The 22960-nt window shown below is 47.2% G+C and carries 22 protein-coding genes; 13 read left to right on the forward strand and 9 right to left on the reverse strand.

Annotated features, from left to right (window positions below):
- Positions 1-62 precede the first annotated feature (62 nt).
- From A8708_RS20330 to A8708_RS20340, 3 genes are read right to left on the reverse strand one after another with little or no spacing between them, the layout of a single operon-like run.
- Positions 63-1964, reverse strand: a complete 1902-nt coding sequence (locus A8708_RS20330) for a carbohydrate-binding domain-containing protein (RefSeq protein WP_068666808.1) — start codon at positions 1962-1964, stop codon at positions 63-65.
- Between the two features lie 31 nt (positions 1965-1995).
- The gene (locus A8708_RS20335) at positions 1996-2676 is read right to left on the reverse strand and encodes a DUF4956 domain-containing protein (protein WP_068666810.1); all 681 of its coding nucleotides are present in this window, start codon (positions 2674-2676) and stop codon (positions 1996-1998) included.
- Positions 2673-3410: a polyphosphate polymerase domain-containing protein gene (locus tag A8708_RS20340; RefSeq protein ID WP_068666812.1), complete on the reverse strand. Its 738-nt coding sequence runs from the start codon at positions 3408-3410 to the stop codon at positions 2673-2675. Before A8708_RS20340 ends, A8708_RS20335 begins: the two co-directional genes overlap by 4 nt.
- Positions 3411-3631: 221 nt before the next feature.
- Between A8708_RS20340 and A8708_RS20345 the strand changes: the two genes are divergently transcribed.
- The 9 genes from A8708_RS20345 to A8708_RS20385 all read left to right on the forward strand — a co-directional run bounded on the left by A8708_RS20345 (position 3632) and on the right by A8708_RS20385 (position 14153).
- Positions 3632-4312 (forward strand): response regulator transcription factor, encoded by a 681-nt coding sequence (locus tag A8708_RS20345; protein ID WP_068666814.1) that lies wholly within the window; start codon positions 3632-3634, stop codon positions 4310-4312.
- Positions 4312-5580, forward strand: coding sequence for a sensor histidine kinase (locus A8708_RS20350; protein ID WP_068666816.1), 1269 nt, complete (start codon positions 4312-4314; stop codon positions 5578-5580). Before A8708_RS20345 ends, A8708_RS20350 begins: the two co-directional genes overlap by 1 nt.
- A gap of 504 nt (positions 5581-6084) precedes the next feature.
- Complete coding sequence (locus A8708_RS20355) at positions 6085-6759, forward strand: response regulator transcription factor (protein ID WP_068666818.1); 675 nt, start codon at positions 6085-6087, stop codon at positions 6757-6759.
- Positions 6760-6762: 3 nt separating this feature from the next.
- Positions 6763-8202, forward strand: coding sequence for a sensor histidine kinase (locus A8708_RS20360; RefSeq protein ID WP_068666820.1), 1440 nt, complete (start codon positions 6763-6765; stop codon positions 8200-8202).
- A 43-nt stretch (positions 8203-8245) separates the two neighbouring features.
- Entirely contained in the window at positions 8246-9031 is a 786-nt protein-coding gene (locus tag A8708_RS20365) for a DUF3919 family protein (RefSeq protein WP_068666822.1), read from the forward strand.
- Positions 9032-9055: 24 nt separating this feature from the next.
- Positions 9056-10090, forward strand: a complete 1035-nt coding sequence (locus A8708_RS20370; RefSeq protein WP_068666824.1) for an ABC transporter substrate-binding protein — start codon at positions 9056-9058, stop codon at positions 10088-10090.
- Between the two features lie 45 nt (positions 10091-10135).
- On the forward strand, positions 10136-11848 hold the full coding sequence (locus tag A8708_RS20375) for an ABC transporter permease (protein ID WP_167355908.1): 1713 nt from the start codon (positions 10136-10138) through the stop codon (positions 11846-11848).
- 44 nt (positions 11849-11892) lie between these two features.
- Complete coding sequence (locus A8708_RS20380) at positions 11893-12969, forward strand: ABC transporter ATP-binding protein (RefSeq protein WP_068666826.1); 1077 nt, start codon at positions 11893-11895, stop codon at positions 12967-12969.
- A 170-nt stretch (positions 12970-13139) separates the two neighbouring features.
- Positions 13140-14153 (forward strand): extracellular solute-binding protein, encoded by a 1014-nt coding sequence (locus A8708_RS20385; RefSeq protein ID WP_068666828.1) that lies wholly within the window; start codon positions 13140-13142, stop codon positions 14151-14153.
- 413 nt (positions 14154-14566) lie between these two features.
- Here A8708_RS20385 and A8708_RS20390 read toward each other — a convergent pair whose 3' ends face one another.
- From A8708_RS20390 to A8708_RS20410, 6 genes are all read right to left on the reverse strand, one after another.
- Complete coding sequence (locus tag A8708_RS20390) at positions 14567-15517, reverse strand: NAD(P)H-binding protein (protein WP_068666830.1); 951 nt, start codon at positions 15515-15517, stop codon at positions 14567-14569.
- Between the two features lie 112 nt (positions 15518-15629).
- Positions 15630-16151, reverse strand: a complete 522-nt coding sequence (locus A8708_RS20395; protein WP_068666832.1) for a TetR/AcrR family transcriptional regulator — start codon at positions 16149-16151, stop codon at positions 15630-15632.
- A gap of 124 nt (positions 16152-16275) precedes the next feature.
- Positions 16276-16506 carry a hypothetical protein gene (locus A8708_RS35900; protein WP_204787606.1) on the reverse strand — a complete coding sequence of 77 codons (231 nt, stop codon included), beginning with the start codon at positions 16504-16506 and terminating at the stop codon, positions 16276-16278.
- Between the two features lie 45 nt (positions 16507-16551).
- Positions 16552-17010, reverse strand: a complete 459-nt coding sequence (locus tag A8708_RS20400) for a hypothetical protein (RefSeq protein WP_068666834.1) — start codon at positions 17008-17010, stop codon at positions 16552-16554.
- 52 nt (positions 17011-17062) lie between these two features.
- Entirely contained in the window at positions 17063-17425 is a 363-nt protein-coding gene (locus A8708_RS20405) for a hypothetical protein (RefSeq protein ID WP_157264913.1), read from the reverse strand.
- Positions 17422-18618: a ParM/StbA family protein gene (locus A8708_RS20410; protein WP_068666838.1), complete on the reverse strand. Its 1197-nt coding sequence runs from the start codon at positions 18616-18618 to the stop codon at positions 17422-17424. The genes A8708_RS20405 and A8708_RS20410 overlap by 4 nt, the downstream gene beginning before the upstream one ends.
- Before the next feature lie 336 nt (positions 18619-18954).
- Here A8708_RS20410 and A8708_RS20415 point away from each other — a divergent pair, with 336 nt between their 5' ends.
- The 4 genes from A8708_RS20415 to A8708_RS20430 are packed head-to-tail and all read left to right on the forward strand — an operon-like array spanning position 18955 to position 22913.
- Positions 18955-20034, forward strand: coding sequence for an iron-siderophore ABC transporter substrate-binding protein (locus A8708_RS20415; RefSeq protein ID WP_068666840.1), 1080 nt, complete (start codon positions 18955-18957; stop codon positions 20032-20034).
- A gap of 4 nt (positions 20035-20038) precedes the next feature.
- On the forward strand, positions 20039-21079 hold the full coding sequence (locus A8708_RS20420) for a FecCD family ABC transporter permease (protein WP_068666842.1): 1041 nt from the start codon (positions 20039-20041) through the stop codon (positions 21077-21079).
- On the forward strand, positions 21076-22107 hold the full coding sequence (locus tag A8708_RS20425) for a FecCD family ABC transporter permease (protein WP_068666843.1): 1032 nt from the start codon (positions 21076-21078) through the stop codon (positions 22105-22107). Before A8708_RS20420 ends, A8708_RS20425 begins: the two co-directional genes overlap by 4 nt.
- Entirely contained in the window at positions 22107-22913 is an 807-nt protein-coding gene (locus tag A8708_RS20430) for an ABC transporter ATP-binding protein (RefSeq protein ID WP_068666845.1), read from the forward strand. Before A8708_RS20425 ends, A8708_RS20430 begins: the two co-directional genes overlap by 1 nt.
- Positions 22914-22960: the final 47 nt, after the last annotated feature.

Genomic DNA, 22960 nt, shown 5'->3' on the forward strand with positions numbered 1-22960 from the left:
ATAAATAAAAAGCTATCCTCACATTAGTGTTCTACGTGAGGATAGCTTTTTATTTACTCGTTCTACTGTGCTGCTCGTTGTGGACGTTGCCCACCACCTTGTGGTGGCATGCCGCCTCCGCCTTGTCCGCCGGGTCCCCCACCTCCAGGACCACCCATCATCCCGCTCCTAGCGGTGGTTACGCCTGTTTCGTTCAACCACGTAATCATGGTTGCTGTCTTGAAGTCGACAACTTTCGTCCCGCCTTGGTACGTGCCTCCTTCGAATAGGCCTTTTGCAGCCCTGCCTGTTGAAGTTCCACCCGAGCTAAGCGTATACGAAGTGTCCTGCTTCAAGTTCGGTGAACTAATGAACACCGACTGGTAGTTCTTCGCTGGCGCAAAGGTGATGATGGAATTGCCTGCGCTATCTTCAAGATGAACCAGCGCACCCGCTTGCTGGGTCTTGGTGTACGTCATTAGGACGCCGGCCTGTGTCGACTTGTCCGACGTGGCTTGCACCATGCCGGAGCTCCCCGCGGCAACAAGAAAGCCGCCAGTCATGACGAACGTACCGTCATAGTCGAGGGAGCCGTTGTTGTTCTCGATCGGCCCGTTGACTACGACCGTACCACCGCTCATCGTGATGGATCCGTTCGAGTCCAACCCGTCGCCCTTCGAGTCGACGGATAGGAAGCCGCCGGTAATCGTCAGCATATTGCTCGAATTCGCGCCAGATGCGCCCGGCGCTCTACTTCCGCCGCCAGACCCCCTACCAGCAGGCGCAGCCCCTGCCTGATTACCTGAACCTGTACCTGCTGCTCCTGCTCCTGCGCCAGCTTGCCCTGCTCCGCCAGTCGCCGCGCCCGGCGGCACACCGCCGCCCTCAGCGGACTCCGCATTGCCGCTGGAGATGTTCACACCGTCGTCCGTAGAGACGACATTGGTTGTACCACCCGAGATCAGCACCGCAGGCGCCTCGATCCCTTCATTGCTTTGTGTGATATCGATGGTACCACCGGCGATAGCAAGAGATACCTCGGCGTGTATGCCATCATCGCCAGCGTTAATGTGAAGGTCTCCACCGCTCACATCAAGGCCGCCGCTGCTATGCAGCGCATCCTCGCCGGATTGGATCGTGAAGGTTCCGCCAGCAAGGCTGATATAACCTTCCTTACCCTCTTTATCGTTCGTCGTTTTGATGCCGTGCCCACCTGCATCAACCGTCAAGGTACCTGCTTGGACAGCAACCAAGTCGCGGCCCATCACGCCATCATCAATAGCTTTAACTTCCAGCGTGCCTCCGGTGATTTTCAGTTTATCCTTACTGGTAATCCCGTTGTTGTAGTTCCCTTTCACGACTAACTTCCCAGATCCATTAATCGTTAGATCGTCTTTACTAAAGATCGCTGAATTCGGCTCATCCGTCGCAGCATCCGGATACACATACTTCGTTCCATCAGAAACGATGTTCTCCGTTCCTTCTTGCAAGGAGATGATCGCCTTGCCCGCTTCTTCGACGAAGATGGCGGAAGATCTACTGTTCGAAATGTCCACGCCATTTAACACGAGACGAACGACGCCTTTATCCTTCACGCTGACCATTATTTGACCATCTGTCAATTTGCCACTCAATACATACGTCCCTGGGGCTGTAATCGCAATCTTCCCGTCTTTCGCCTCTGCACCTTTCCCCTCAATCGTTGCACCCGCTCCCGTTAAAGCAATCTTCGTCGGGTTCGCAGAAGCCCACTCGGTGTAAGCATCATCAGCCGCATACTCAACCTTCTGGATGATATCCGTGGTCACTGCTTTCCCGCTTGCAGCCGTAGAAGCTGTCGCTCCCGTCGTTGCTGCAGTCGTCGCTACTGCTGGTGTAGTCTCCGTAGACGTTGAAGCTATATCTGTCGTTTCATTACATGCTGCCAATACAACAGTGCATAATAACAAGGCACCTGCGCCTTTCATTTTCAACGGTTTTTTCATAGAAACCTCTTCCTTCCTCACTTGCCTGATTTTAAAATTCAGCCGCTGTTGGGCTCATCGTTAAGGTGATGTCTAAGTTGCCATTTCTGCATCTTATAGCGTCTAAGAACTCTTTTTGACTCGTCAAATGATCAATCGTCACAACGTAAACTAGCTCATACAAGCTGCCTAATTCGGTCGTTCTTACCTTTTTCAATTCATACGCAATGTCGAACATTTTGAAAACTTCATCAAACGCTTCCTCATAGCCCAGACTCTCAGGAATCGTTACTTTCAATAGCTTCTGTGCGGCATTCTTAGCACCGAAATTCGTCGCTTTCAGAACAAACATCAATACGCACAGGATAATTGTGAAAAGCACAGCATAACCAAACGATCCCACGCCGCAGGCAAGACCTGCCGCCATCGTGAACAAGACGAACGCAATATCCTTCGGATCTCCCGGAGCGCTTCGGAATCGAATGATCGAGAATGCTCCTGCAAGACTGAATGCTCTAGCAATGTTGCTGCCGATTAATAGAATAATAATGGCTACGATGACGGGCAGAACAATCATAGTCAATGTGAAGCTCTGTGTATAATTCGTTTGTGTTTTCATATAAGTAACGCTGATTATCGCGCCTAATACAATTGCCGTAATGATGGTTAATAAAGCATTCATTAGGGTTAATTCAGTGCCTGCCGTGACTTGTGCAAAAATGGAATCGATCATAATGGAATCCTCTCCCCCGTTAGTTGTTCATTTTTCATTTTCTTATACTCGTTGCCGTATTTGGAGAAGCCTGTTCGAAACATTTCGTGCTCCGACAGCAACCTTGATAGCCAGAGCGGGATCGTTTTCTCCGCCTTCACTTCCATAAGCCATTGCCCGCGGCCCATCAACTGTTCCCCATGATCGCCACTTTCGAGCTTAAGATCGTATCGTCTGGAACGGATATTCGTGTCGAATGTGATCCGCAAATCTCGATTATTTTTGCAAAACATCGCAATTCGGTCATACGCCAGATATACCTTCGGCTCCAGATCATATCGGCCTAAGAAATATTTAATCTCTTGGATCACTTGCTTGTTCATGTATGGCTGCAATTCCGGCTCTACCTTCGTTCGTACAAAGTCATACGACTCGTTCAGCTTCAGCGCTGTTCTTCTTTTATTCACCAGGCCAAACACCTTCTTCTTTAGCTCCAGATATACTTTCGCATCCGCGTCCGGAACTCCGTATGCCCTTATTCGCAGTTTTTCTCGGTATTTGGGCTTCGCCAACGAATTTCGGATTAATGAATCATGTTCTGTATCGAAGTAGATGTTACTGATCGAATAGAATTGCTCATTCTTGTTGTACGCGTCCATTTCCATATATTCGAGCAGTCGATTATAGATTGTGTAAAAGGCTTTCGTATCCATCAGATACTTGTTTTCATATCGATTAAATACTTCAATCGCCATTGTGATGCGCCTCCTTCTTGTTCATGCTGCGTGTTGTTCGCCGCTTCCATGACTGTATCTTAGCCCCCCAACCTTTAGTGAAACTTAAATGGGAGATGAATTATGTTTTTTTCGTAAATCCGCACAGGGAGTGCTACTATTAAGGTTGGTTAAAGGTTCGCATGCCTATAATGAAGCCATGCCACTCGAAAGCACCTTGAGGCACTAAGGGGGAGACGACCATGAGAATTCTAATCGTGGAAGATGAAGTACATTTAGCAGAAGCGTTAACTCAAATTTTAAAAAAACACCATTACTCCGTTGACGTTGTTCACGATGGGCAGGCCGGTCTGGATAACGCATTAAGCGGTATATATGATCTTCTATTGCTCGACATCATGCTCCCTGAAATGGACGGAATCACGATCCTCAAGACCCTGCGCGCCAAGGGAATATCGACACCTGTCATTCTGCTTACGGCCAAAGGGGAAATTTCGGATAAAATTACGGGATTGGATTACGGTGCCGACGATTATGTGGCCAAACCGTTCTCAACGGAGGAGCTATTAGCTCGAATACGCGCGGCGTTAAGACGTAAGGGGGAAGTCGTACCTGAAGATGCTCTTAAGTTCGGGGACATCGAATTGCACACCGGAAATTTGAAACTGACCTGCAAGGGGAAGGAATTGAAGTTGATTTTAAAAGAAAGCGAGCTCTTGGAGCTATTAATGACGAGAAAGCAAGCTGTCACCTCCAAGGAACAGATTATCGAGAAGCTGTGGGGGTTCGATTCTGATGTCGAGCATAATAACGTCGAAGTATATATCTCTTTTTTACGCAAAAAACTAACTTTCCTACACGCGGCGGTCCGCATTTCAACCCTTAGAGGCGTCGGATATGTACTCGAAGAGGTGACTTCCTAATGTTCAGCAAGCTTCGCAACCGATTTCTCATCGTGAATCTAGTCATCATTTCCTGTATCATGCTCTTATCTTTCGCAACGATTTATTTCATCACGTATCAGAATGTGAAGGCCGACATCGATATGGAGCTGCATGGTGTAGCCAATTTCAATCTCAAACCTGACGGAAAAAAGGGGAGTATGAAGCCCGGACCTGATGGCGGCGGGTATCACCAGCAAGAACCTCAGGGGTACAAAGACTTCCCACCAGAACGATCGATTTCCTTCATGCTGCAGACGGATGCCCAGTGGAACATTACAGCAACGAATTCCCGGTTTGACATGGACACAGCTTTCTACGAATCGGCCATTAAGGAGGTCTCCACCAGCAAGGCGGATATCAGTCAATTTACGCTTGATGGCAACCAATGGGCGTATATTGTGCAAAAGAATGCCTCTGGATATAGTGTCGTCTATCTCGACATTACGGCACAGAAGACCATTCTGACGAATCTTGTATATACCTTCACGCTCGTCGGCTTGGTGATGCTGATCGTCATTTTCTTTACGAGCCGTTTTTTCGCGAATCGTTCGATCGCCCCAGTCCGCGAAGCTTTCCAGAAACAGAAGCAATTTATTGCAGATGCTTCCCACGAATTGAAGACGCCGCTAGCAGTTATCCATACCAATGCGGATGTTCTCTTAGCGAATAGTGAGGATACCATCGAGAGTCAGTCGAAATGGCTGCATCGGATCAAATCCGAAACGGAACGGATGAAGACGCTCACCAACGATCTCCTCTATCTGACAGAAATGGATGATACCCGAGCAGGAATTTTGTACAGCGAATTCAACGTGAGTGAATCTGTGGAAAGCGTGCTTCTTACGATGGAAGCCGTCGTGTTCGAGAAGGATATTACGCTGGATTACGAGATTCAACCTGACTTAACCTTGCACGGCAATAGTGAGCAAATCAAGCAAGTCGTCATGATTCTTATGGATAATGCGATCAAATACACGCCATCGAAGGGCGCGATCACGCTCACGTTTAAGAAGCATCATCACGATACACTCCTTACCATAACGAATACGGGGGAAGGTATCCCGCCTGAGCATGTGGAGCGGATTTTCGATCGCTTCTATCGCGCAGATCCCTCGCGTTCGCGCAAGCACGGCGGCTACGGGCTTGGATTAGCCATAGCGAAGTCCATCGTTGAGCAGCATAAGGGGAAAATATATGCCAAAAGTGTGCAACATGAGCTGACGTCGTTCTATGTGCAGCTCCCTTGATAGCGTTGTTGATATCAGATATCGTTCATATACAACAATTAGATAAGTGAGTTCCTAGGAGCTAAGCGGCCTTGAACCGTTTAGCTCTTTTGCGTGGTCTGCGCATACCTCTTGCGATTGCAATCTGCCTAGAAGCCGCAATAGTCCGATATTCCCGAATTAAAACGAGGTTTACTTGTTAAAAATGACAATTAGTCAGGTTTTGCCGAACTATTTACCGAATTTCCTCGCGTAAGAGTTGTTTAGGCCGTTTTAATTGGGTTATTTCGGACTAAATACGAATCCCCAGTACTCTCAGCGAGATTAGTTGGGCTAATTCGGAGAAACCTGCCTTCACCCCCATCCTCCCCATGATGAAGTGCCTCCCCCCCCCCTTTTCGGAGGGCCACATTTTCATTCACGTATTTACATGTCGTATTCCTTGTGTAGAATGGATACACAAGGAACACGCTTCATACGTGGTGAATGAGGTAGGCAAAATGCGATCGGAAAGGAACTTTTCCTATGAATATTTTAATTATTGAAGACGATTCCAGCATTCAAATGTTGCTCAAACTAAGCCTTGAAGTGGAGGGCTTTCATCCTATCGTAGCAGGCACAGTCGCATCCAGTCTTGAGATACTCGCTTCAGAGCCTATCGATTTCATTCTGCTGGATCTCATGCTGCCCGATCAGTCCGGGTTCGAGCTGCTGAAGACGCTCCAACATATCCATAAAGAAATCCCCGTGATTCTGCTCACAGCTAAGAATGAGATGAATGATAAAATACTAGGCTTCCAGCTCGGAGCTGACGATTACTTAACCAAGCCCTTCGAGACACGAGAGCTTATCATGCGCATTCGCGCTGTCATGCGCCGTGTAACAGCAGATACACCAGCACCAGGTGCTGACGTCCTGCATGTTGGCATGATCGAAATTGATCGAAATGAGCGCTCCTTCAAATTGGCTGGCAAGCCTATTAAGACAACGAGCAAGGAATTCGATTTCCTCTGGCTGCTGTGCAAGAATCCGAAGAAAGTTTTTACGCGTGAGCACATCCTAGACCAAGTATGGGGATTCGAATATTACGGACAGACACGGTCTGTCGATATGATGGTGAATCGCCTGCGGGAGAAAATCAAACCCCACGATCACGTGCTCGCCACAGTTCATGGTACGGGCTATAAACTGGAGGTTTAAGCCATGAAGCTGCGTAACAAGCTGTTCATCCAGCACTCGATAACGATCATCATGCTGCTTGCTTCGATGTATGTGGTTGTGAATTATACCCTGAGCAAAAGCATGATCGAACGGGATACCCAAACCTTGGACCAGTATTACGGTCTGCACCGCATTGAAGCTTTGAAAATCGTCAATGATAAGAAAATTAGTATTGAACAGCTCTTTTCTGGGGCTTATGCGCCACTGATTGCCTCCCACCTTGCAGCGAACAGCAACTTCCAGGTACAGCTATTTGATCCAGAGGGTACCATTATCGGGGATAGCGGCAACAAAGAAGATCTGATGAAACGAAGCGATATTGACGCTGCAATGGCTGGACAATCGGCTTCCGTCATTACCGAGGGTGAGAATAATAAAATTCTTATTTATGCTTCTCCTTTCACTTATGAGGGCAAAATCGTAGGCGGATTCCGCTATCTGCTGGATCTGAATAAGCATGAAGAAACGCTATCGGAGATGCGCTCTTGGTTTATTGGCGTTGCACTTGGCTGCTTGCTCATCGCATTGCTGGCGAGCTACTCCTTCTCGTTTTTTATCATGAAACCGCTGCACGCCCTTCAACAGGCACTGAAACAAGTGACCATTGGGGATTTCAGCCGTAAGATTGTTGTCACCAGCCAAGACGAAGTACGGGAACTTGCCGATGATTTTAATCAAATGTCAGAAGCACTCCAAGAGCATATCGAGCTCCTTCAATACGAACAAAGCAAACAGAAGAAATTTTATGATAATGTCACCCATGAGCTCAAAACACCGCTAACCTCCATCATCGGATTCTCCGATCTGATTGACAAAATGGAGCGCGTTGAAGATATTCGAACCTGCAATGTCTACATCCGCAAGGAAAGCACACGACTGTTACAAATGGTTGAAGAGCTGCTGCAAACATCGCTCAAAGGCGACGAAGCTTGGCGCGTACAGCTTGAGCGCACAGATCTGGCGGCAATTCTAACCGATAGTCTGCGCATTCTTGAACCTACCTTGCACAAATCATCGATTACAACGACGCTGCAGGCTGAGCCGTGCGAGGTCTACGTTGATCCCCAGCGTACGCAGCAGGTCCTGTTCAACGTCATTGAAAATGCGATTAAACACAGTGAATGCACCCATCTCACGATTCGATTAGAGCAGCTGGAATATCATTGCCATGTCCGCATCTCCGATAACGGCAAAGGTTTAAGTGAGCAAGAAGCAGCCGCATTGTTTCTTCCTTCTTCGGAGTACAATCAGAAGCGTCCCATTTCGCCGCATTCCCATGGGCTTGGTCTACTTCTCTGCAAGCAGTTAATGGAGTTGCAAGGGGGCAGCATCACGGTGCATAGCCGAGAGAAAATGGGGACTGAAGTGATTTTGGTATTCCAAACCGAACCAACCCTGACGCAAAGTTTGTTACAAAATTGATACAAATCGATGATTTTTCTGAGATAAAAGGAGAGTAATCTACATGCAAGAGGAGAAGAAAGGGCTTTCATGGTTGCGTCTCATCTTACTACAAATCGTGATTGGTTGTACGTTGATAGGCATTTTTGCCTATGTATTTCGTATCGGCGTCGATGAAGTGCGTATCGTCCCTAAGGAAGCTAACAACCGTGATATGTTCGACGGTGTCCCTATGCGCATGAACGTAACGTATCCTGGCGTTGGCACGATTTCCATTGATGACCCGAAAGAGCTGATTGCGTGGAAAGCATCGTTTACCCGCATACTTAACGGGGGAAAGCCGCAGACGCGTGCAAACGCTTCACGTTTGCTGCTAACGGGCTCCATTGCCTATTTGGATCAGGAGGACATCCCTTTCCAAATTGGGACCAGCGGCTTCCGCTTCGGAACAGACTCGGTCAACTCACTGGAAATTAGCGCTGAAATTCGGAAGTTGCAGAATATGCTCATCGATAAGACGCTCACAGCAGAAACGGTAGGCGGCGTTATTGCAAATCAAGATCATCAAGTCTTCCGTTTGCAGGATGGCCTCCTCACGACGATTTCCGAGGGTGAACGGGCTGCACTAACGGCACAGATGCGATCCGCAGTCAGGCTGATCGATTTCAGTCATTTCGACTTCATGGCTGAACAGCCTAGCAGCCACTATGTCGTGCAATTAACCGACGAAGCTGTGAACGGCAAGCATTGGTTGCATCTTGACCGATATGATAACGCTTACTTCATTGTTTTCGATTTGTTGGATGAAACCAACCATAAAGCCTATTTCAAGTTAAGTGATGCCTCCTAACATATCGAGGGGATGGTTGATGAAATGGCTAGAAAGAAAAGTAATAGTTCCATTATGATCGTGTCGGTCATTGTTGTCGTACTTATAGCAGGATTCTTCCTGTACAAATCCGGTGTTTTTGGCGGGAAATCGAAAGGCAAAATCACGGTGTACTCCATTTTCCAAGAAGAAGAAGCCCGTAAAATCCTAGATAAGTTTAAAGCAGAAACGGGAATCGACTACGACGTCCTTCGTCTGCCAAGCGGTGAGGCGGTGACCCGTGTACAAAACGAGATGGGCAAGCCTCAGGCCGACTTCCTGATGGGTGGTCCGGCTGATTCGCATGAGGTACTGAAAAAAGCCGGTGCGCTTGAAGCTTACATTTCAACCAATGCCAAAGATATTCCAGACAATATGAAGGACAAAGAAGGCTTCTGGACCGGATTCTATCTCAATCCTATCGCCATTGGTATCAACGAGCAACGGTGGAAAGAGAAATATGCCGCAGCTCCTTACCCGCAGACCTTCGCAGAGTTGCTTGACCCGAAATTCAAAGGTGAAATCGGCATGTCCGACCCAGCAACCTCAGGTACAGCCTACACAGCTGTTGCATCTCTTGCGCAAGTATGGGGGAAAGAGAAGATGCTGGACTATGTGGCGAAGCTGCTTCCAAACCTAAAGGAAAGACCGAAATCCGGCATTGAGCCGATTCAGAAGGCAGCCAAAGGCGAGTACACGATCGGGATTACTTTCCTTGGTGACCAGTTAAAGATGAAGAATCAAGGCAACCCGATTGTTAGTATCGTTCCTGAATCCGCAGGCTATGAGGTTGGTGGATTAGCTATCGTGAAAGGCGGCGCTAACACAGCGGGCGCTAAGAAACTCATGGATTATATGCTAACCAATGAACCTGGACTTCTTTACACTGAGTCTGCTTTTGCAAGTTCCGTGAAGCCTACTGTACCGATTCCTAAAGGCGGTATCGATATCAAAGCAACGAAATATAACACTACTTACAGCTTGTGGAAAGCTGCCGAACAGCGCAAAGAGCTGCAAGATGCACTGAAAGATCTTAAGTAAAAAAGCCTATGTACAAGGGCATTGAAGGTATGAGGAATGCTTCTTATGCTGACAATGCCCGCCTACACAATGAATTTGGAAGGTGGTCGTGAACCCCTTATGATCATAGAAAAAAAGGGTATGGGTTCGTCGATCGGCAGACTGATGAAAGATCCATCATCGCTGATCCTTGTTCTCATCAGTTTCGCTGTTCTCTGTCTCTTCGTTATTTATCCGCTCATATATGTGATTGCGCTTCCAGGAGCGACAGATTGGACAACTTTCTTCAGCAAAAGCCGGTATGCGAAGGCTCTGCTCAATACGGTTGTCAGCTCCTCCCTATCCGCTCTAACTGCAACTGTCTGCGGCTTTATTTATGCGTATTCGATTCATTACAGTAATATCGTCGGGAAAAAGTTTTTCCGCTTTATCGCTTTCCTCCCGATTCTCGCACCATCTGTCATGACCGGCCTTGCCTTCCTGCTGCTATTCGGTAGAGGTGGTATGGTCTCACAAACCATGAAAGCCTGGTTTAACGTCGAATTGGATTTATACGGGCTGCCGGGCCTCTGGATCGTACAAACAATTTCGTATTTCCCGCTCGCCTACATGACCATAACTGGCGTCCTTCGCTCCATTTCGCCAAACCTAGAAATTGCTGCTCAGAACTTAGGTGCACGCGGTTTCAAACTTTTCCGTACCATTACGCTTAAATTAGCACTTCCCGGTGTTATTAACGCCTTTCTACTCGTCGCCATCAATTGCTTTGCCGATTTTGGGAATCCCAAGCTGATTGGGGGCAATTACTCCCTCTTGGCTGTTGAAATTTACGGTGAAATCATTAATAACGAGCCTGGTCTCGCCTCTGTCATGGGTCTCATTCTCGTCATTCCTGCCCTCTTGGTATTCGTGATTCAAGGCAGGCTGCTAGCCAAAGGCTCCTACTCAACCATCACTGGAAAGCCTGTTTCTGGACTCAACCGAGTGAAAACTTCCCGTAAGACAGATATCTTGCTTTTCATATTCAACAGCATCATGGCACTCTTCATTCTATCTATGTTCGCCATAACCATCCTGTTTGCGTTTACCAAAAACTTCGGACGTGACAATACTTTTACGCTGGATCATATGTTCAAAATTGTGTTTAACCCCTCCAGCCCTGCTGTCATGAACAGCTTAGTCTTGTCGCTCATTAGTTCCATTCTGGCCGTTGGCTTCGCGCTTGTGTTGGCCTATGTCGTCGTACGCAAACCGTTTCCTGGAAAAAAGCTGCTGGACTTCACTGCCGTATTGCCAATTGCTCTGCCTGGTACGTTCGTTGGTCTTGCCTTGATCGTGGCTTTCAGTAATGGACCTATTATGCTGCAAGGATCCGCCATTCTCATTATCGTCGCCATGCTGCTCAAGCAGATGCCAGTCGGCTATCGCGGACTCACCGCTTCCTTCAAACAGGTAGATAAATCTATTGAGGAAGCCGCAACGAATCTCGGTGCAGACAGTCGCCGCACATTAACGACCATCGTATTCCCTATGCTGCAAAAGACCATTGTTGCGAACTTCGTCTATGCTTTTATGAAAAATATGAACACCCTAAGCACCATTGTCTTTCTTATTACGCCCAAATGGGTGGTCGCCGCCGTATCCATCTTCAATTATGCCGAAACCGGGACCTACTACTGGGCAGCAGCCGTTGCCGTTGGCTTGATGGGAACAACACTGGCTACGCTTGGTGTGATGAAGCTCATTTTCCGTTCGAAGGTCAAAATATTCGATTTCTAACTATACGTAACTGCGTAACACTGACGTCCTAAGGAGTGAGAATCATGAGTTCACACATATTGTTAGATTTGAAAAATGTAAGTAAGGTGTTTGGCAGCAATCACGTTCTCAAGCAGATCGATTTACAAATTGAACGCGGGAAGTTCATTACGTTTCTTGGTCCGAGTGGCTGTGGGAAAACGACGTTGCTTCGCTCGATTGCAGGCTTTTATTCCATTGATGAGGGTGAAATTCGGATTGATGGCCAGCTCGTCAACGATCTCCCGCCTTATAAACGCGGAACACCGATGGTATTCCAAGAATACGCACTTTTCCCACACATGACCGTATTCGATAATGTCGCTTATGGGTTGGATATTCAGAAGCGCCCTGAAGCAGAAATACAGGATCGCGTTAAATCCGCGATGGCGAAAGTGAAACTGACCGGACTTGAAGAGCGGTATCCGCACGAAATGTCCGGGGGCCAACAGCAGCGGGTCGCTATGGCGCGTGCCCTCGTCATGAACTCGCCGATCATTCTGCTCGACGAGCCGTTAAGTAATTTGGACGCGAAGCTCCGCGAAGAAGTCCGTGTGGAGCTTCGCACCATCCAACAAGAGCTTGGTTTGACGGTTATCTACGTCACCCATGACCAACTCGAAGCCCTATCGATGTCCGATCATATCGTTGTTTTCAACAAGGGAGCGATTGATCAGTATGGCACGCCGCATGATATTTATTACAAGCCTCGCACGCCTTACGTCGCCGACTTTATCGGGACAACGAATTTCGTTGACGCTGTTGTACGCGAATCTGCCAATGGCAAAGCCACTGTGGAGTATGGCACGAGTAAACGGACGGCTCGTGTAACGGTCGATGAAGCTGTGACAGCCGGTGAGAAGGTGCTGCTCAGCATTCGACCAGAGTCCATGCGTATTCATGCAACGAATGACGGTGAATTCGTAGTAAGCGGCTTCGTGAAATCGTCCATGTTCCTCGGCGAGAAAGAACGCTACTTCATTCTCGATGATGATATGAAAGAATGGATCGTCGATGCGTATGATATCGGTTTGACAAGATACCAAGGGAATGTCACGATTAGTGCCGCTGAAGACAAAATTCATGTAATTAAACTAAGGTAGTTGAACATAAGAAATAGCAGCGGGTCGAAAAGGGAAACTTTGGTTTCCTTTTTTGAAATATAGAATTATTATGTTTCACACGATTAGTCTGCTATATTTCTAGATAAACGCTCCCGTCCTAAAAGGACGGCGTAGTCGTTTATTTTGGCTGTTCAGGAGGGAGTTTCGCCATGTGGAAAAAAGGTTTACTCGTACTCATCGTCGGTATCGGCGTGTTCTTTGGATATCTCGTCTTAGGGGAGAAGAAAAGTAACCAACCGCTTAAGGTGTACGTCATCTTCCAGGAGGATGCAGGGAAAATTCTGCTCGAGACGTTCAAGGAACAAACAGACCAGCCGTATGATATTATCCGGATGTCCAGTGGCGAAGCGAGCTACCACCTGCTAACGCTAGGTAAAACGGGTATTGATGTCGTGCTTGGTGGCCCTGCCGACCTCCACGAGCAGCTCAAGAATAAGAGTAAATCGCTTCGGTACTCCTCTGCCTCCGCAAGCAGCATCCCGAGCAAATACAAAGATTCGGATGGTTATTGGACCGGTATTTACATGGGTGCACTGGCCATTGGCGTCAATCAAACCGTCTGGCAGCAGGATCCTCAACTGGCGGGTCTTCCGCTGCCACAGCGATACGAGGATCTGCTGCGCCCTGAGCTTAAGGGCAAGATCGAGATTCCCGACCCCGAGACGTCGGGGACTGGCTATACGCTGCTCGCATCGGTCGCCCAACAGCGCGGGGATAGCGCCGCAATTGATCTCATGCAAGCGTTGAAGAAACAAAGCGCCTCCATGACGTTCGCCGGCAACACGAGTGCACAGCATTTAGCCGAAGGCGAAGTGGCAGCGGCCGTCTCCTTCTTAAGCGACCAGCTGCGCTTCAAAAACTCAGGCTACCATATAACTTCGTTCATTCCACCTCAAGCGGGCTGGGAGATCGGAGCTGTTTCCATCCTGAAGGGAGGCAACAATCCTGCTGCAGCCAAACAGCTTGTTGATTTCATGTTGTCCAAAGAGGTTCAAACGGACTATATGAACACAGCGTTTTCCTTCCCAGTGGCACCTAATATTCCTGTGAATCCGCTTCTTGCACCAGTGAAGTTGGAGAATCTCCTTGCTACGTATCGCTTTGATCTAGCTGCTCAGTTGCATGAAAAACTGCTAAATCAATGGAGGAGCGCATCGGATTAGCTCTCCTAAAATTATCTAAAATTTTGTCATTTTATGTTATCATCTACAAAAATGATTATTAAGTAAAACTTATACATTCTGATATTTTTAAAAAGGTCCACACCTCTGAAGAGGTGTGGACCTTTTTCTTTATTTAGGGTTATGTTTTGCCTGATGGGGCAGCTTTATTTGCCGCCCTTGTTGCTGCTTTGGTCCTGTGTACGTGTGGTTGTATTTTTTCTGGATTGCCCTTGCTGTTTGTGACCTGACATGCCGCTCACGCTCCTTGAAATATAGATTTAAGGTAGTGCGAGTTTATTATGAGCAGTCCGCTGAATTTGATACGACTAAAAATTAAAAGAAAAGCCTTGCAAACGATTTGTATTGTTCTAAGAAATGCCCAACACACCGGCACGGATGGTGAATATCCCTGCCTACCTCTTCAACTGATGGATCGTAGCCGTAATTCCCTCCTCGAAGCTGATGGCTGGGACAGGCCCTATCCAACGTTCGTACTTCTCAGCACTAAGGCGGAGCGGCTCTGTCGTTAAATACAGCATCTCCACGACTTCTTTCATGACGGGAATGAATAATCCCATCAAAGAAAGGCCAATCCTCCCTAGGGAGAGCACAGGTTTGGAAGTGCCGCTAGCACGGCGAGCGATGCGGATAATATCATGGCCAGAAATCGTTCCCCCGCCAGGAATGTTCCATTCTTGACCAAAGGCATGTTCATTCATCGCAAGTTCCACAAGCATTTTAGCTGCATCTGGTAAATATACGTACTCACGTGGCACATGCATGTTCCCGATGAAGAAACTCATCTTGCCAGCTGCGATAGCTTCTAAAGTAGAACCTAGATACGAGGCCTGATTGGCTGTTGGACCATAATAATCGGGCAGACGAGCGATCAACGGGCGTGCTTGCTTCCATCGCTTGTCGAAAACCATCTGTGCAAATTGCAGTCTAATTTGTCCTTTACGTGTGTGCGGCTGTTTGGGGTGATTCTCTGTAACTACATCCATTTGTCTTCTTCCATAGGGATAGATACCATCGACTGCGACCACTTTGAGACCTAATCGATCAGCTGCCTCCATAATAGCCTCTCCCAACGGAAGCAACCGCTTAGCCATCTCATGATAAGGAACGTTTGCGCAATGAAACAGTACATCGGCATCTACCCCCGCGGCTGCCACATCATCTGCCAAGAAGGCATCCCCTACGGCAAGCGTCAGATGTGCAGGATGACCCAACCTAGCAGCGAACTGCTCTAGCTTCGCGGATGAACGCCCAAATGCAACGACAGGAATTCCTCTATTCACTAATTCCTCCGCGACAGCGGCACCAGTTCCGCCAGTTGCTCCAATAACAATTGCTTTTTTCATTTCAGCATCTCCTCAACTTATTTTGTGATTGATCAATCACTAACATATTATAGTCACTATATCAAATAGTTAGTGATTGATCAATAACTATTAATTTCGGCTTTACAGCCTTTTAACTCTTCATCAGCTCTGGTATACCCAATGCCATAGAAATATTGCAAAGCATACCCCGCGCAAGAAAGAGTAGCGTCCTCTCTTCCGAATCCGGAATCGCATTCTTCTGAAAGGCTTCGAGCACAATGCCTCGAATCTCTCGAAAACCAGCCTGCATCGCCTCTCGGATCAGTTCCTCCTGCATGGTTTGAGCCTGCATCTGCAGCAGCATCTCCGGCTTGTGAGCAGTCAGGATTTCCTGATAGGCAGCGATCAGCTCCTGCTCCAATCCACTCGGTGAAGCAGTGGCGATGACTTTGCAGAAGGATTCTGCAATTCTTGCCCAAGAGGCTTTCAGTGCCGCGAGCATCAACGCTTCTTTGGTTGCAAAAAAGCGGAATACATACGGCTGTGAAATGCCTGCTCGCTGCGCTACCTGCGCTGTTGTCGTGCGATAATACCCTGTTTCAGCAAAAACTTCAATTGCAGCGGATATAATATCAGTTCGGCGATTTACCGAAATGTTGTCGTCTTTTGCCATGTGAAAAGCTCCCCCCATAGGTAATGAGTGATTAATCAATTATAAACGTAGTGTAACAAGAAACAAACAAAAGCGCCACCCGATTGGATAGCGCCCTTTGCTTTAACGAAGCCCTTTTTTCGAGCTAGTGCGTTTGCCCCTGATCGCTCAAGTCCTCTGTAGAGGAAGTGTCGCATGCCTGGTTGGCTGCCGCTTCGAACTCTGCCTCATTGCTCGATCCCAGCTTGTCACCATACTGGTCGAGTCTGCCTGGCTGCCCTGCCGGGCCGTCATTATCTGGCTTATTATTTCTTCCGCTCACATAATCACCTCTTAGCGTAAATGGTTGAGCTGCCAGACACATTAGCCTTGGCATACGCTTTAGTGTGTCTCATTTGGCTCCCAATCATCCTCGATCCGCTCAGTTCGCGATGTGCTGCCACTGGGGGTATTCATCCAAGTAGCCGTGTTGACTTAACTCTTGTAGCGAATTGCGAATGCTAAGCTCGTCCTCGCCTGATTGGCTCGTTAACTCGAGCAAGTCATGTAAATGAATATGCGGATTCTCTTTGCAAAAAATAAGTAATCCCTTTGCTGCCCATGAAAGTCGGTCATCTTGGAAATCGCCAACCATCCGGCGGAACAGTTTGTGCGGAAGAATTCTAAGATCTACAAGATCTTGTAACGCCTTCATCGTCTGCTTGTCCGTCATTCTCGCAAGAATCGCGATCTCTGATAGTGCGGGAAAATTGGACTCGGAGCCAAAACTTTTCAAAATAATATAGACCATTTGAGAATGAAGATCCAACCCTGGTTGACGAAAAATATCATCCGATAGCGCAAAACTCCGTGTACCTTCGTTTGTTTCTCCGTTAGACATGTCGATGTCCTCCTTTTCATTATGATCGGAGTTCACCCCGCCCAGTTACATCCTAGATAAGCTTGCCAGCATTACGGCTAGCTTGCCGGAATATATCTTCTAAACTGAAGTTCTTCTGACTGTTAGAAACCTGGGTATCTATAGACTCCTGGTGTTCTATGGGTGCGGTAAACAAGATATCGTCCTCGACGAACGACTGCATATTCAGATGTGGCTCCCCTTCGGTTGCCAACTTAGCTAGCGATTGTTCACCAAGGATATGTTTTGTCAAAATGTCCATAATGCCATGACTGAACATGCCTTCGGCTTTCAACTGATTCATATACGCAATGACCTCTGGCGGTGTTTCTGTCGGGATGTATAACGTCACGTCTTTACCCGGACTCACCATTACAGTCGATCTCCGTTTCTTCAATCTGCTCCGCTCCCAGCCCCAGACTCCGTCTGGGATTCCATGCTTGCCGCTGCTTCATGATTCGCTTGTTTCAGGGCATGTTCCAGCAAAAAGAAAGTGCCGCGCACATTACGGAATTGGCTGTACTCTGACTTATCAAATCGGATCGGCAAGCCTAGCTCGGCATTTAGTTTCTCGATCCACGGTTGAAGAACGATTGCCCCGCCTCCGATAAACCAGAACTCGTTGGCATAGCGAACGTGTTTCCAAGAATTGCGGGCGTATTTCAGCACCTTTTCGGCTAAGATTCGCATGTGACGGTTTACGAGGTTCGTCATGTCAAAAGCCACTTTACCCTCAGCATAAATTTCATATTTCTTGTTAACTAACATGATGGTCAATTCCGCAGTGCTTGAGACTAACTCTTCGCCTTGGGCATTGATTTCATTCCGTATGCTTTCTAGCGCATCGTTTAAGTAGATTTTAGCTCCCGTTGAATGCCGTTGATCCAAATCAAGCCCTGGTCTGAAGAAAGCAATATCCATATCGACTCCGCCAACATCTGCTATCCCAAAGCCTTTATGTGAAAGCTGTGACTTCGTTGTAGCCTCCATATCATAAACACCTGATACGTCGTCAATGCTAATTCCCGATGGCAGCATAAATTCCATTTCCACTGTTACGCCTTTAAATATCGGTGTCGTCACAAACGTAATGGAATGAACGCCTCCTGTTATCTTCTGTGCAAACTCTTCGCTAAATTTCGTAATTTCTCTTATGGGTAGTCCGGTTCCTAGCTGGACCGTCGCTTTAATGCGATTCTTACCGCGTTTAATGGCATCCTCATGCTTCGTAGCTATGGCGTATGCCGTAGCTGTTAGGAGCGTAACCATGGTTTCAGGCCGCTGGGCCTTCTTTTGTACCGCTTTATCTCCCACAATTTCATGGACAATTCCTTCGTCTCCGATCGCCAAATTTCCAACGTAGACATGACGGTATTGCTCCGTATCAATGGCCGGCGATGTGATTTGCACATCTAAGAAATCCAAGGGATCTCCTTGCTCCATCAATAGAAATCGCTCCCCAAAAGGCTGTGCCACAACATTAGGGAAAATAAAACTGTTGTTCAAATCGTCATAGATGCCTTTAATATGGCTGCTGCCGTTATCAATGGATAAATGAATAGTTGTGGTAAGAATATCATGTTTTGCCATGTCTATTTCCTCTCCCAACCTAATTGAAATACTATAAATAGATTCGGTGGATAGCCACGATTTAAGACGGTTATTAGGAATTTTTAACAATTTTAATAATTGGGAGGAAAATGAAATTCAGCTTTTAGAGTTTAACGTTTCAAGTTTGAAAGTTAAGATTTAAACTCTAAACTTTAAACCTCTACTGACACTTAAATAAGATTTTTCATTGACAACCCAGTGAATGAGCTTTATATTTGATACTGATAATCATTATCATATAATGACATGCGTTTACTCAGTGCCGTTCATCGGCACTACCACCAATATAATTCATACTAAGGATGGGTCTACAACATGAAAACAAAACAGAAAATCTCTTTCAAAACGTTACTAATTTCGGCTGCAATCATGATTCCACTAGTTGGTTGTGCATCGGAGAAATCCAGTTCAACACCTGCACCAACGACGGCTGTGAGTGCCGCAGCGACTCCTGCTGCAACAGCTGCTGCAAGTACTACCCCAGATGCTACGAAATACCCGATCGTGATCAAGCATGCTTTTGGCGAAACAACAATTCCAAGCAAACCTAAACGGGTTGCTACGATTCAATGGGCTAACCATGATGTTGTACTTGCACTAGGCGTTGTACCTGTAGGTTTCTCAGCAGCAAATTACGGTGTTCAAGATAAGAGCGGACTTCTGCCCTGGACAGCTAAGAAGCTTAAGGAACTTAACGTAGATAAGCCTAACGTTTTCCAAGATACAGATGGACTCAATTTCGAAGCTATTTCCGCATCCAAACCTGATGTTATTCTTGCTGCTTACTCCGGTATTACACAAAAAGACTATGAAACACTTAGTAAAATCGCTCCAGTTGTCGCTTATGAGAAGAGCCCTTGGGTAACGACATGGCGCGAGCAAGTCCTGTTTAATGCTACAGGCATGGGGATGAAAGCCGAAGGCGAGAAACTGATTAAGGACACCGAAGAGCTCATTAAGAAAAAAGCAAGTGAATACCCGCAGTTGAAAGGTAAAAAAGTTGCATTTACAAACTTCTCAGCTAAGGATTTATCCAAAATTAATATCTATACTGCTGCTGACCCTCGCGGTGCTTTCTTAATTGAGCTTGGCATGGTTTACTCGGAAGGCGTTACGAAAAAAATTACAGACCCTACCGCTTATAACTTGAAATTAAGTTCTGAAAATGCGGATGCACTTAACGATGCGGATATTTTGATCGGATATGGAGACGACGCTTTGCTGCAAGCTGTTAAAGCAGATCCTATTCTTGGTAAAATTCCAGCGGTTCAAAAAGGTGCTGTTGTGCTGATCGGTAACGGTACACCTCTTGCAGCTTCTGGTAACCCTAACCCACTTTCGATTTCTTATACGATTGATGAATACTTGAAATTGATTGCAGCAGCAGTTAAATAAACCCATGAATCGTTCATCGGTTTCAGACAGCACACAACTAAACTCGCATATCCCAAAGCATTTTGTGTTAGTACTACTAATCTGTCTAATCTTGCTTGTGGTTTGCGTCATTACATCCCTGGCCTTTGGCTCTCGAGTGGTAAAATTACAAGACGTACTCGATGGTTTATTTCACCCAAATGTCGACTCCTACGGGGCAAGCATAGTGCAAAAACGGTTCTCACGAACCGTTTTTGGTTTGTTTTGCGGGGCAGCACTCGGTGTTTCCGGCGCGCTTATGCAAGCGGTCACGCGTAACCCGATTGCCGATCCGAGTATACTTGGGGTCAACACAGGCGCATCCTTATTTGTTGTTTGTGGCATTGCCTTCTTGAACATATCAACGGCTAATCAATATATATGGTTGGCTCTAGCGGGGGCGGCCATTACTGCCATTTTCGTATTTGGTATTGGCTCTATGGGGCGTGGCGGCGCCACGCCCATTAAGCTTCTCCTGGCCGGGGCTGCCACTAGTGCCGCCCTTTCTTCGTTGGTCAGTGCGATCATGGTGCCACGCTCTTATGTCATGGATCAATTCCGATTCTGGTCCGTTGGCAGCGTAGGCTCAGCCACTTGGGACGCTGTTGCTACCTTTACCCCATTTCTGATTATCGGCCTATTGGTCGGCATAATCTCAGGTCCCGCGCTCAATGCGTTAGCGCTGGGAGATGAATTAGCGACCGGGCTAGGCATCCGGACAGGTACATTACGCTTTATTGCAGCCTTCGCAGGGGTAATATTATGCGGCGCAACGACTGCTCTCGCAGGACCTATTGGCTTTATCGGACTGATCTCGACTCATGTCATTCGCCTAATCCTTGGTCCCGATTTGCGCTTCGTTATTCCGATGTCAGCCTTTTCAGGAGCCATCATCCTGACTATATCCGATGTAATCGGCCGGCTTGTCGGTAGCCCTGGAGAACTCGAAGTCGGTGTCGTCACTGCGTTTATTGGAGCTCCTATACTAATCATTCTAGCGATGAAATCGAAAGTGCGTTCATTATGACAAATACATCTATTGCATTTATTATGGCGGGAAGACGCCAAAGACGCCGCCGGTGGATCCTTGTTACCAGCATACTTGCCCTGCTCTCCTTGGCACTTTGCTGCGCCATGCTTCTACTAGGAACTACTTTTTATTCGGTGAAAGATGTCCTACGTGTGCTAATGGGAGAAGAGCTTCAAGGCGTGTCCTTTGCGATTAATACCGTACGTTTACCGAGGATGTTAGCGGGTCTTTTTGCCGGATTTGCTTTCGGTATCGCAGGGAACACTTTTCAGACCATGTTGCGCAACCCGCTTGCCAACCCGAATGTTATCGGCATTACTGCTGGTTCGAGTGCGGCAGCCGTGTTCTGCATACTCATCCTTCATGCGAACAGCACCGTTGTTTCCGTAGCTTCCGTCATTGCTGGACTAGCTACTGTTCTAATTATTTATTTATTGTCCCGCGGAAAAATATTCTCGATCGGACGATTAATCCTAATCGGCATCGGCATCCAAGCCATGCTGGACTCTGTTATATCCTATCTGCTACTAGTGGGCGCACAACAAGATATTCCCGCTGCGTTCAGATGGCTGACCGGCAGTCTTAACGGTGTCCAACTGTATGAGCTCCCGCCACTAATTATAACGGTACTGATCTTCTCGCCTCTCCTTGTTGTGCTCGGCAAACATCTGAGTCTCTTGGAACTTGGTGAGCAATCCGCCACTACACTCGGTGTAAACACTGACATGACAAGAATTGCACTCATTCTCAGTGCCGTCTTCCTGGTGGCCCTTGCTACAGCTACAACGGGTCCAATCGCCTTTGTTGCTTTCCTTTCGGGACCGATCGCCAAAAGATTAGTCGGGGTTGGTTTCTCCAATGTCATTCCGGCGGGTCTAGTTGGCGTTTGTTTAGTTTTAGCATCGGACCTCATGGGGCAATTCGCTTTCGAAACCAGATTCCCTGTAGGCATCATAACCGGAATTCTCGGAGCACCGTATTTGATCTTCTTGCTCTTCCGAATGAATCGAAAGGGAGATTTATAATGAAGCCGACACATCTTTTTCAAGCCGAACAAACCGTTTCTGGCTATGATAATAAAACGATCATTCAAGGCGTAAGCCTCGTTATCCCCAGTAACAAGATAAGCGTAATTATTGGAGCAAACGCGTGTGGAAAATCTACGCTCCTTAAGACACTATCCCGGCTTATAAAGCCGGAATCAGGAAATATCACGCTTGATGGCAAACAAATTGATAAAATTCCGCCTAAACAACTAGCACGTGTTCTAGGACTACTGCCGCAATCTCCGATTGTACCGGAAGGTATATCCGTCGCCGATCTAGTGGGACGAGGCCGATTTCCACATCAAGCGTTATTTAGTGGCTGGACGAAGAAAGATTACGAGGCTGTGGCCGAAGCCATGGAAATTATGAAGATTACTGAGCTTGCCAACGCGAATATCGATGAGCTATCCGGTGGGCAAAGACAGCGCGTCTGGATTGCGATGGCACTGGCGCAACAAACCGATATTCTATTTCTAGATGAGCCGACAACCTTTCTAGATATCACTTATCAGGTTGAGATTCTTGACCTCCTCACCGATCTTAATCGAAAACATGGAACCACCATCGTCATGGTCCTCCATGATATTAATTTGTCGGCGCGTTATGCAGATCATATTTTTGCGCTCTATCAAGGAAAGCTTATTTCTGAGGGCGAGCCTTCGAAGGTGATTACCAGCACATTGGTCAAAGATATTTTCGGACTTGATTGCGCGGTAATCGCAGATCCGGTTTCGGGTTCCCCTCTGGTCATACCCAAGGGACGATATCATGTGAATCCAGCTTGATTACTTAACCATGAGCTAATTGTAAGGAATTACCACGAAGTGCATTA

Origin of the sequence: Paenibacillus oryzisoli (genome assembly GCF_001653565.1) — a bacterium.
GTDB classification, from domain to species: domain Bacteria; phylum Bacillota; class Bacilli; order Paenibacillales; family NBRC-103111; genus Paenibacillus_E; species Paenibacillus_E oryzisoli.

What these genes read in the sequence shown, in the direction of transcription:
- A8708_RS20375 (WP_167355908.1), top strand. Translation starts at nt 10,136, where the DNA reads ATGCTGACAATGCCCGCCTACACAATGAATTTGGAAGGTGGTCGTGAA.
- A8708_RS20395 (WP_068666832.1), bottom strand. Translation starts at nt 16,151, where the DNA reads ATGGCAAAAGACGACAACATTTCGGTAAATCGCCGAACTGATATTATA.
- A8708_RS20380 (WP_068666826.1), top strand. Translation starts at nt 11,893, where the DNA reads ATGAGTTCACACATATTGTTAGATTTGAAAAATGTAAGTAAGGTGTTT.
- A8708_RS35900 (WP_204787606.1), bottom strand. Translation starts at nt 16,506, where the DNA reads ATGCCAAGGCTAATGTGTCTGGCAGCTCAACCATTTACGCTAAGAGGT.
- A8708_RS20390 (WP_068666830.1), bottom strand. Translation starts at nt 15,517, where the DNA reads ATGAAAAAAGCAATTGTTATTGGAGCAACTGGCGGAACTGGTGCCGCT.
- A8708_RS20350 (WP_068666816.1), top strand. Translation starts at nt 4,312, where the DNA reads ATGTTCAGCAAGCTTCGCAACCGATTTCTCATCGTGAATCTAGTCATC.
- A8708_RS20365 (WP_068666822.1), top strand. Translation starts at nt 8,246, where the DNA reads ATGCAAGAGGAGAAGAAAGGGCTTTCATGGTTGCGTCTCATCTTACTA.
- A8708_RS20415 (WP_068666840.1), top strand. Translation starts at nt 18,955, where the DNA reads ATGAAAACAAAACAGAAAATCTCTTTCAAAACGTTACTAATTTCGGCT.
- A8708_RS20370 (WP_068666824.1), top strand. Translation starts at nt 9,056, where the DNA reads ATGGCTAGAAAGAAAAGTAATAGTTCCATTATGATCGTGTCGGTCATT.
- A8708_RS20420 (WP_068666842.1), top strand. Translation starts at nt 20,039, where the DNA reads ATGAATCGTTCATCGGTTTCAGACAGCACACAACTAAACTCGCATATC.
- A8708_RS20355 (WP_068666818.1), top strand. Translation starts at nt 6,085, where the DNA reads ATGAATATTTTAATTATTGAAGACGATTCCAGCATTCAAATGTTGCTC.
- A8708_RS20425 (WP_068666843.1), top strand. Translation starts at nt 21,076, where the DNA reads ATGACAAATACATCTATTGCATTTATTATGGCGGGAAGACGCCAAAGA.
- A8708_RS20340 (WP_068666812.1), bottom strand. Translation starts at nt 3,410, where the DNA reads ATGGCGATTGAAGTATTTAATCGATATGAAAACAAGTATCTGATGGAT.
- A8708_RS20430 (WP_068666845.1), top strand. Translation starts at nt 22,107, where the DNA reads ATGAAGCCGACACATCTTTTTCAAGCCGAACAAACCGTTTCTGGCTAT.
- A8708_RS20385 (WP_068666828.1), top strand. Translation starts at nt 13,140, where the DNA reads ATGTGGAAAAAAGGTTTACTCGTACTCATCGTCGGTATCGGCGTGTTC.
- A8708_RS20330 (WP_068666808.1), bottom strand. Translation starts at nt 1,964, where the DNA reads ATGAAAAAACCGTTGAAAATGAAAGGCGCAGGTGCCTTGTTATTATGC.
- A8708_RS20335 (WP_068666810.1), bottom strand. Translation starts at nt 2,676, where the DNA reads ATGATCGATTCCATTTTTGCACAAGTCACGGCAGGCACTGAATTAACC.
- A8708_RS20400 (WP_068666834.1), bottom strand. Translation starts at nt 17,010, where the DNA reads ATGTCTAACGGAGAAACAAACGAAGGTACACGGAGTTTTGCGCTATCG.
- A8708_RS20360 (WP_068666820.1), top strand. Translation starts at nt 6,763, where the DNA reads ATGAAGCTGCGTAACAAGCTGTTCATCCAGCACTCGATAACGATCATC.
- A8708_RS20410 (WP_068666838.1), bottom strand. Translation starts at nt 18,618, where the DNA reads ATGGCAAAACATGATATTCTTACCACAACTATTCATTTATCCATTGAT.
- A8708_RS20345 (WP_068666814.1), top strand. Translation starts at nt 3,632, where the DNA reads ATGAGAATTCTAATCGTGGAAGATGAAGTACATTTAGCAGAAGCGTTA.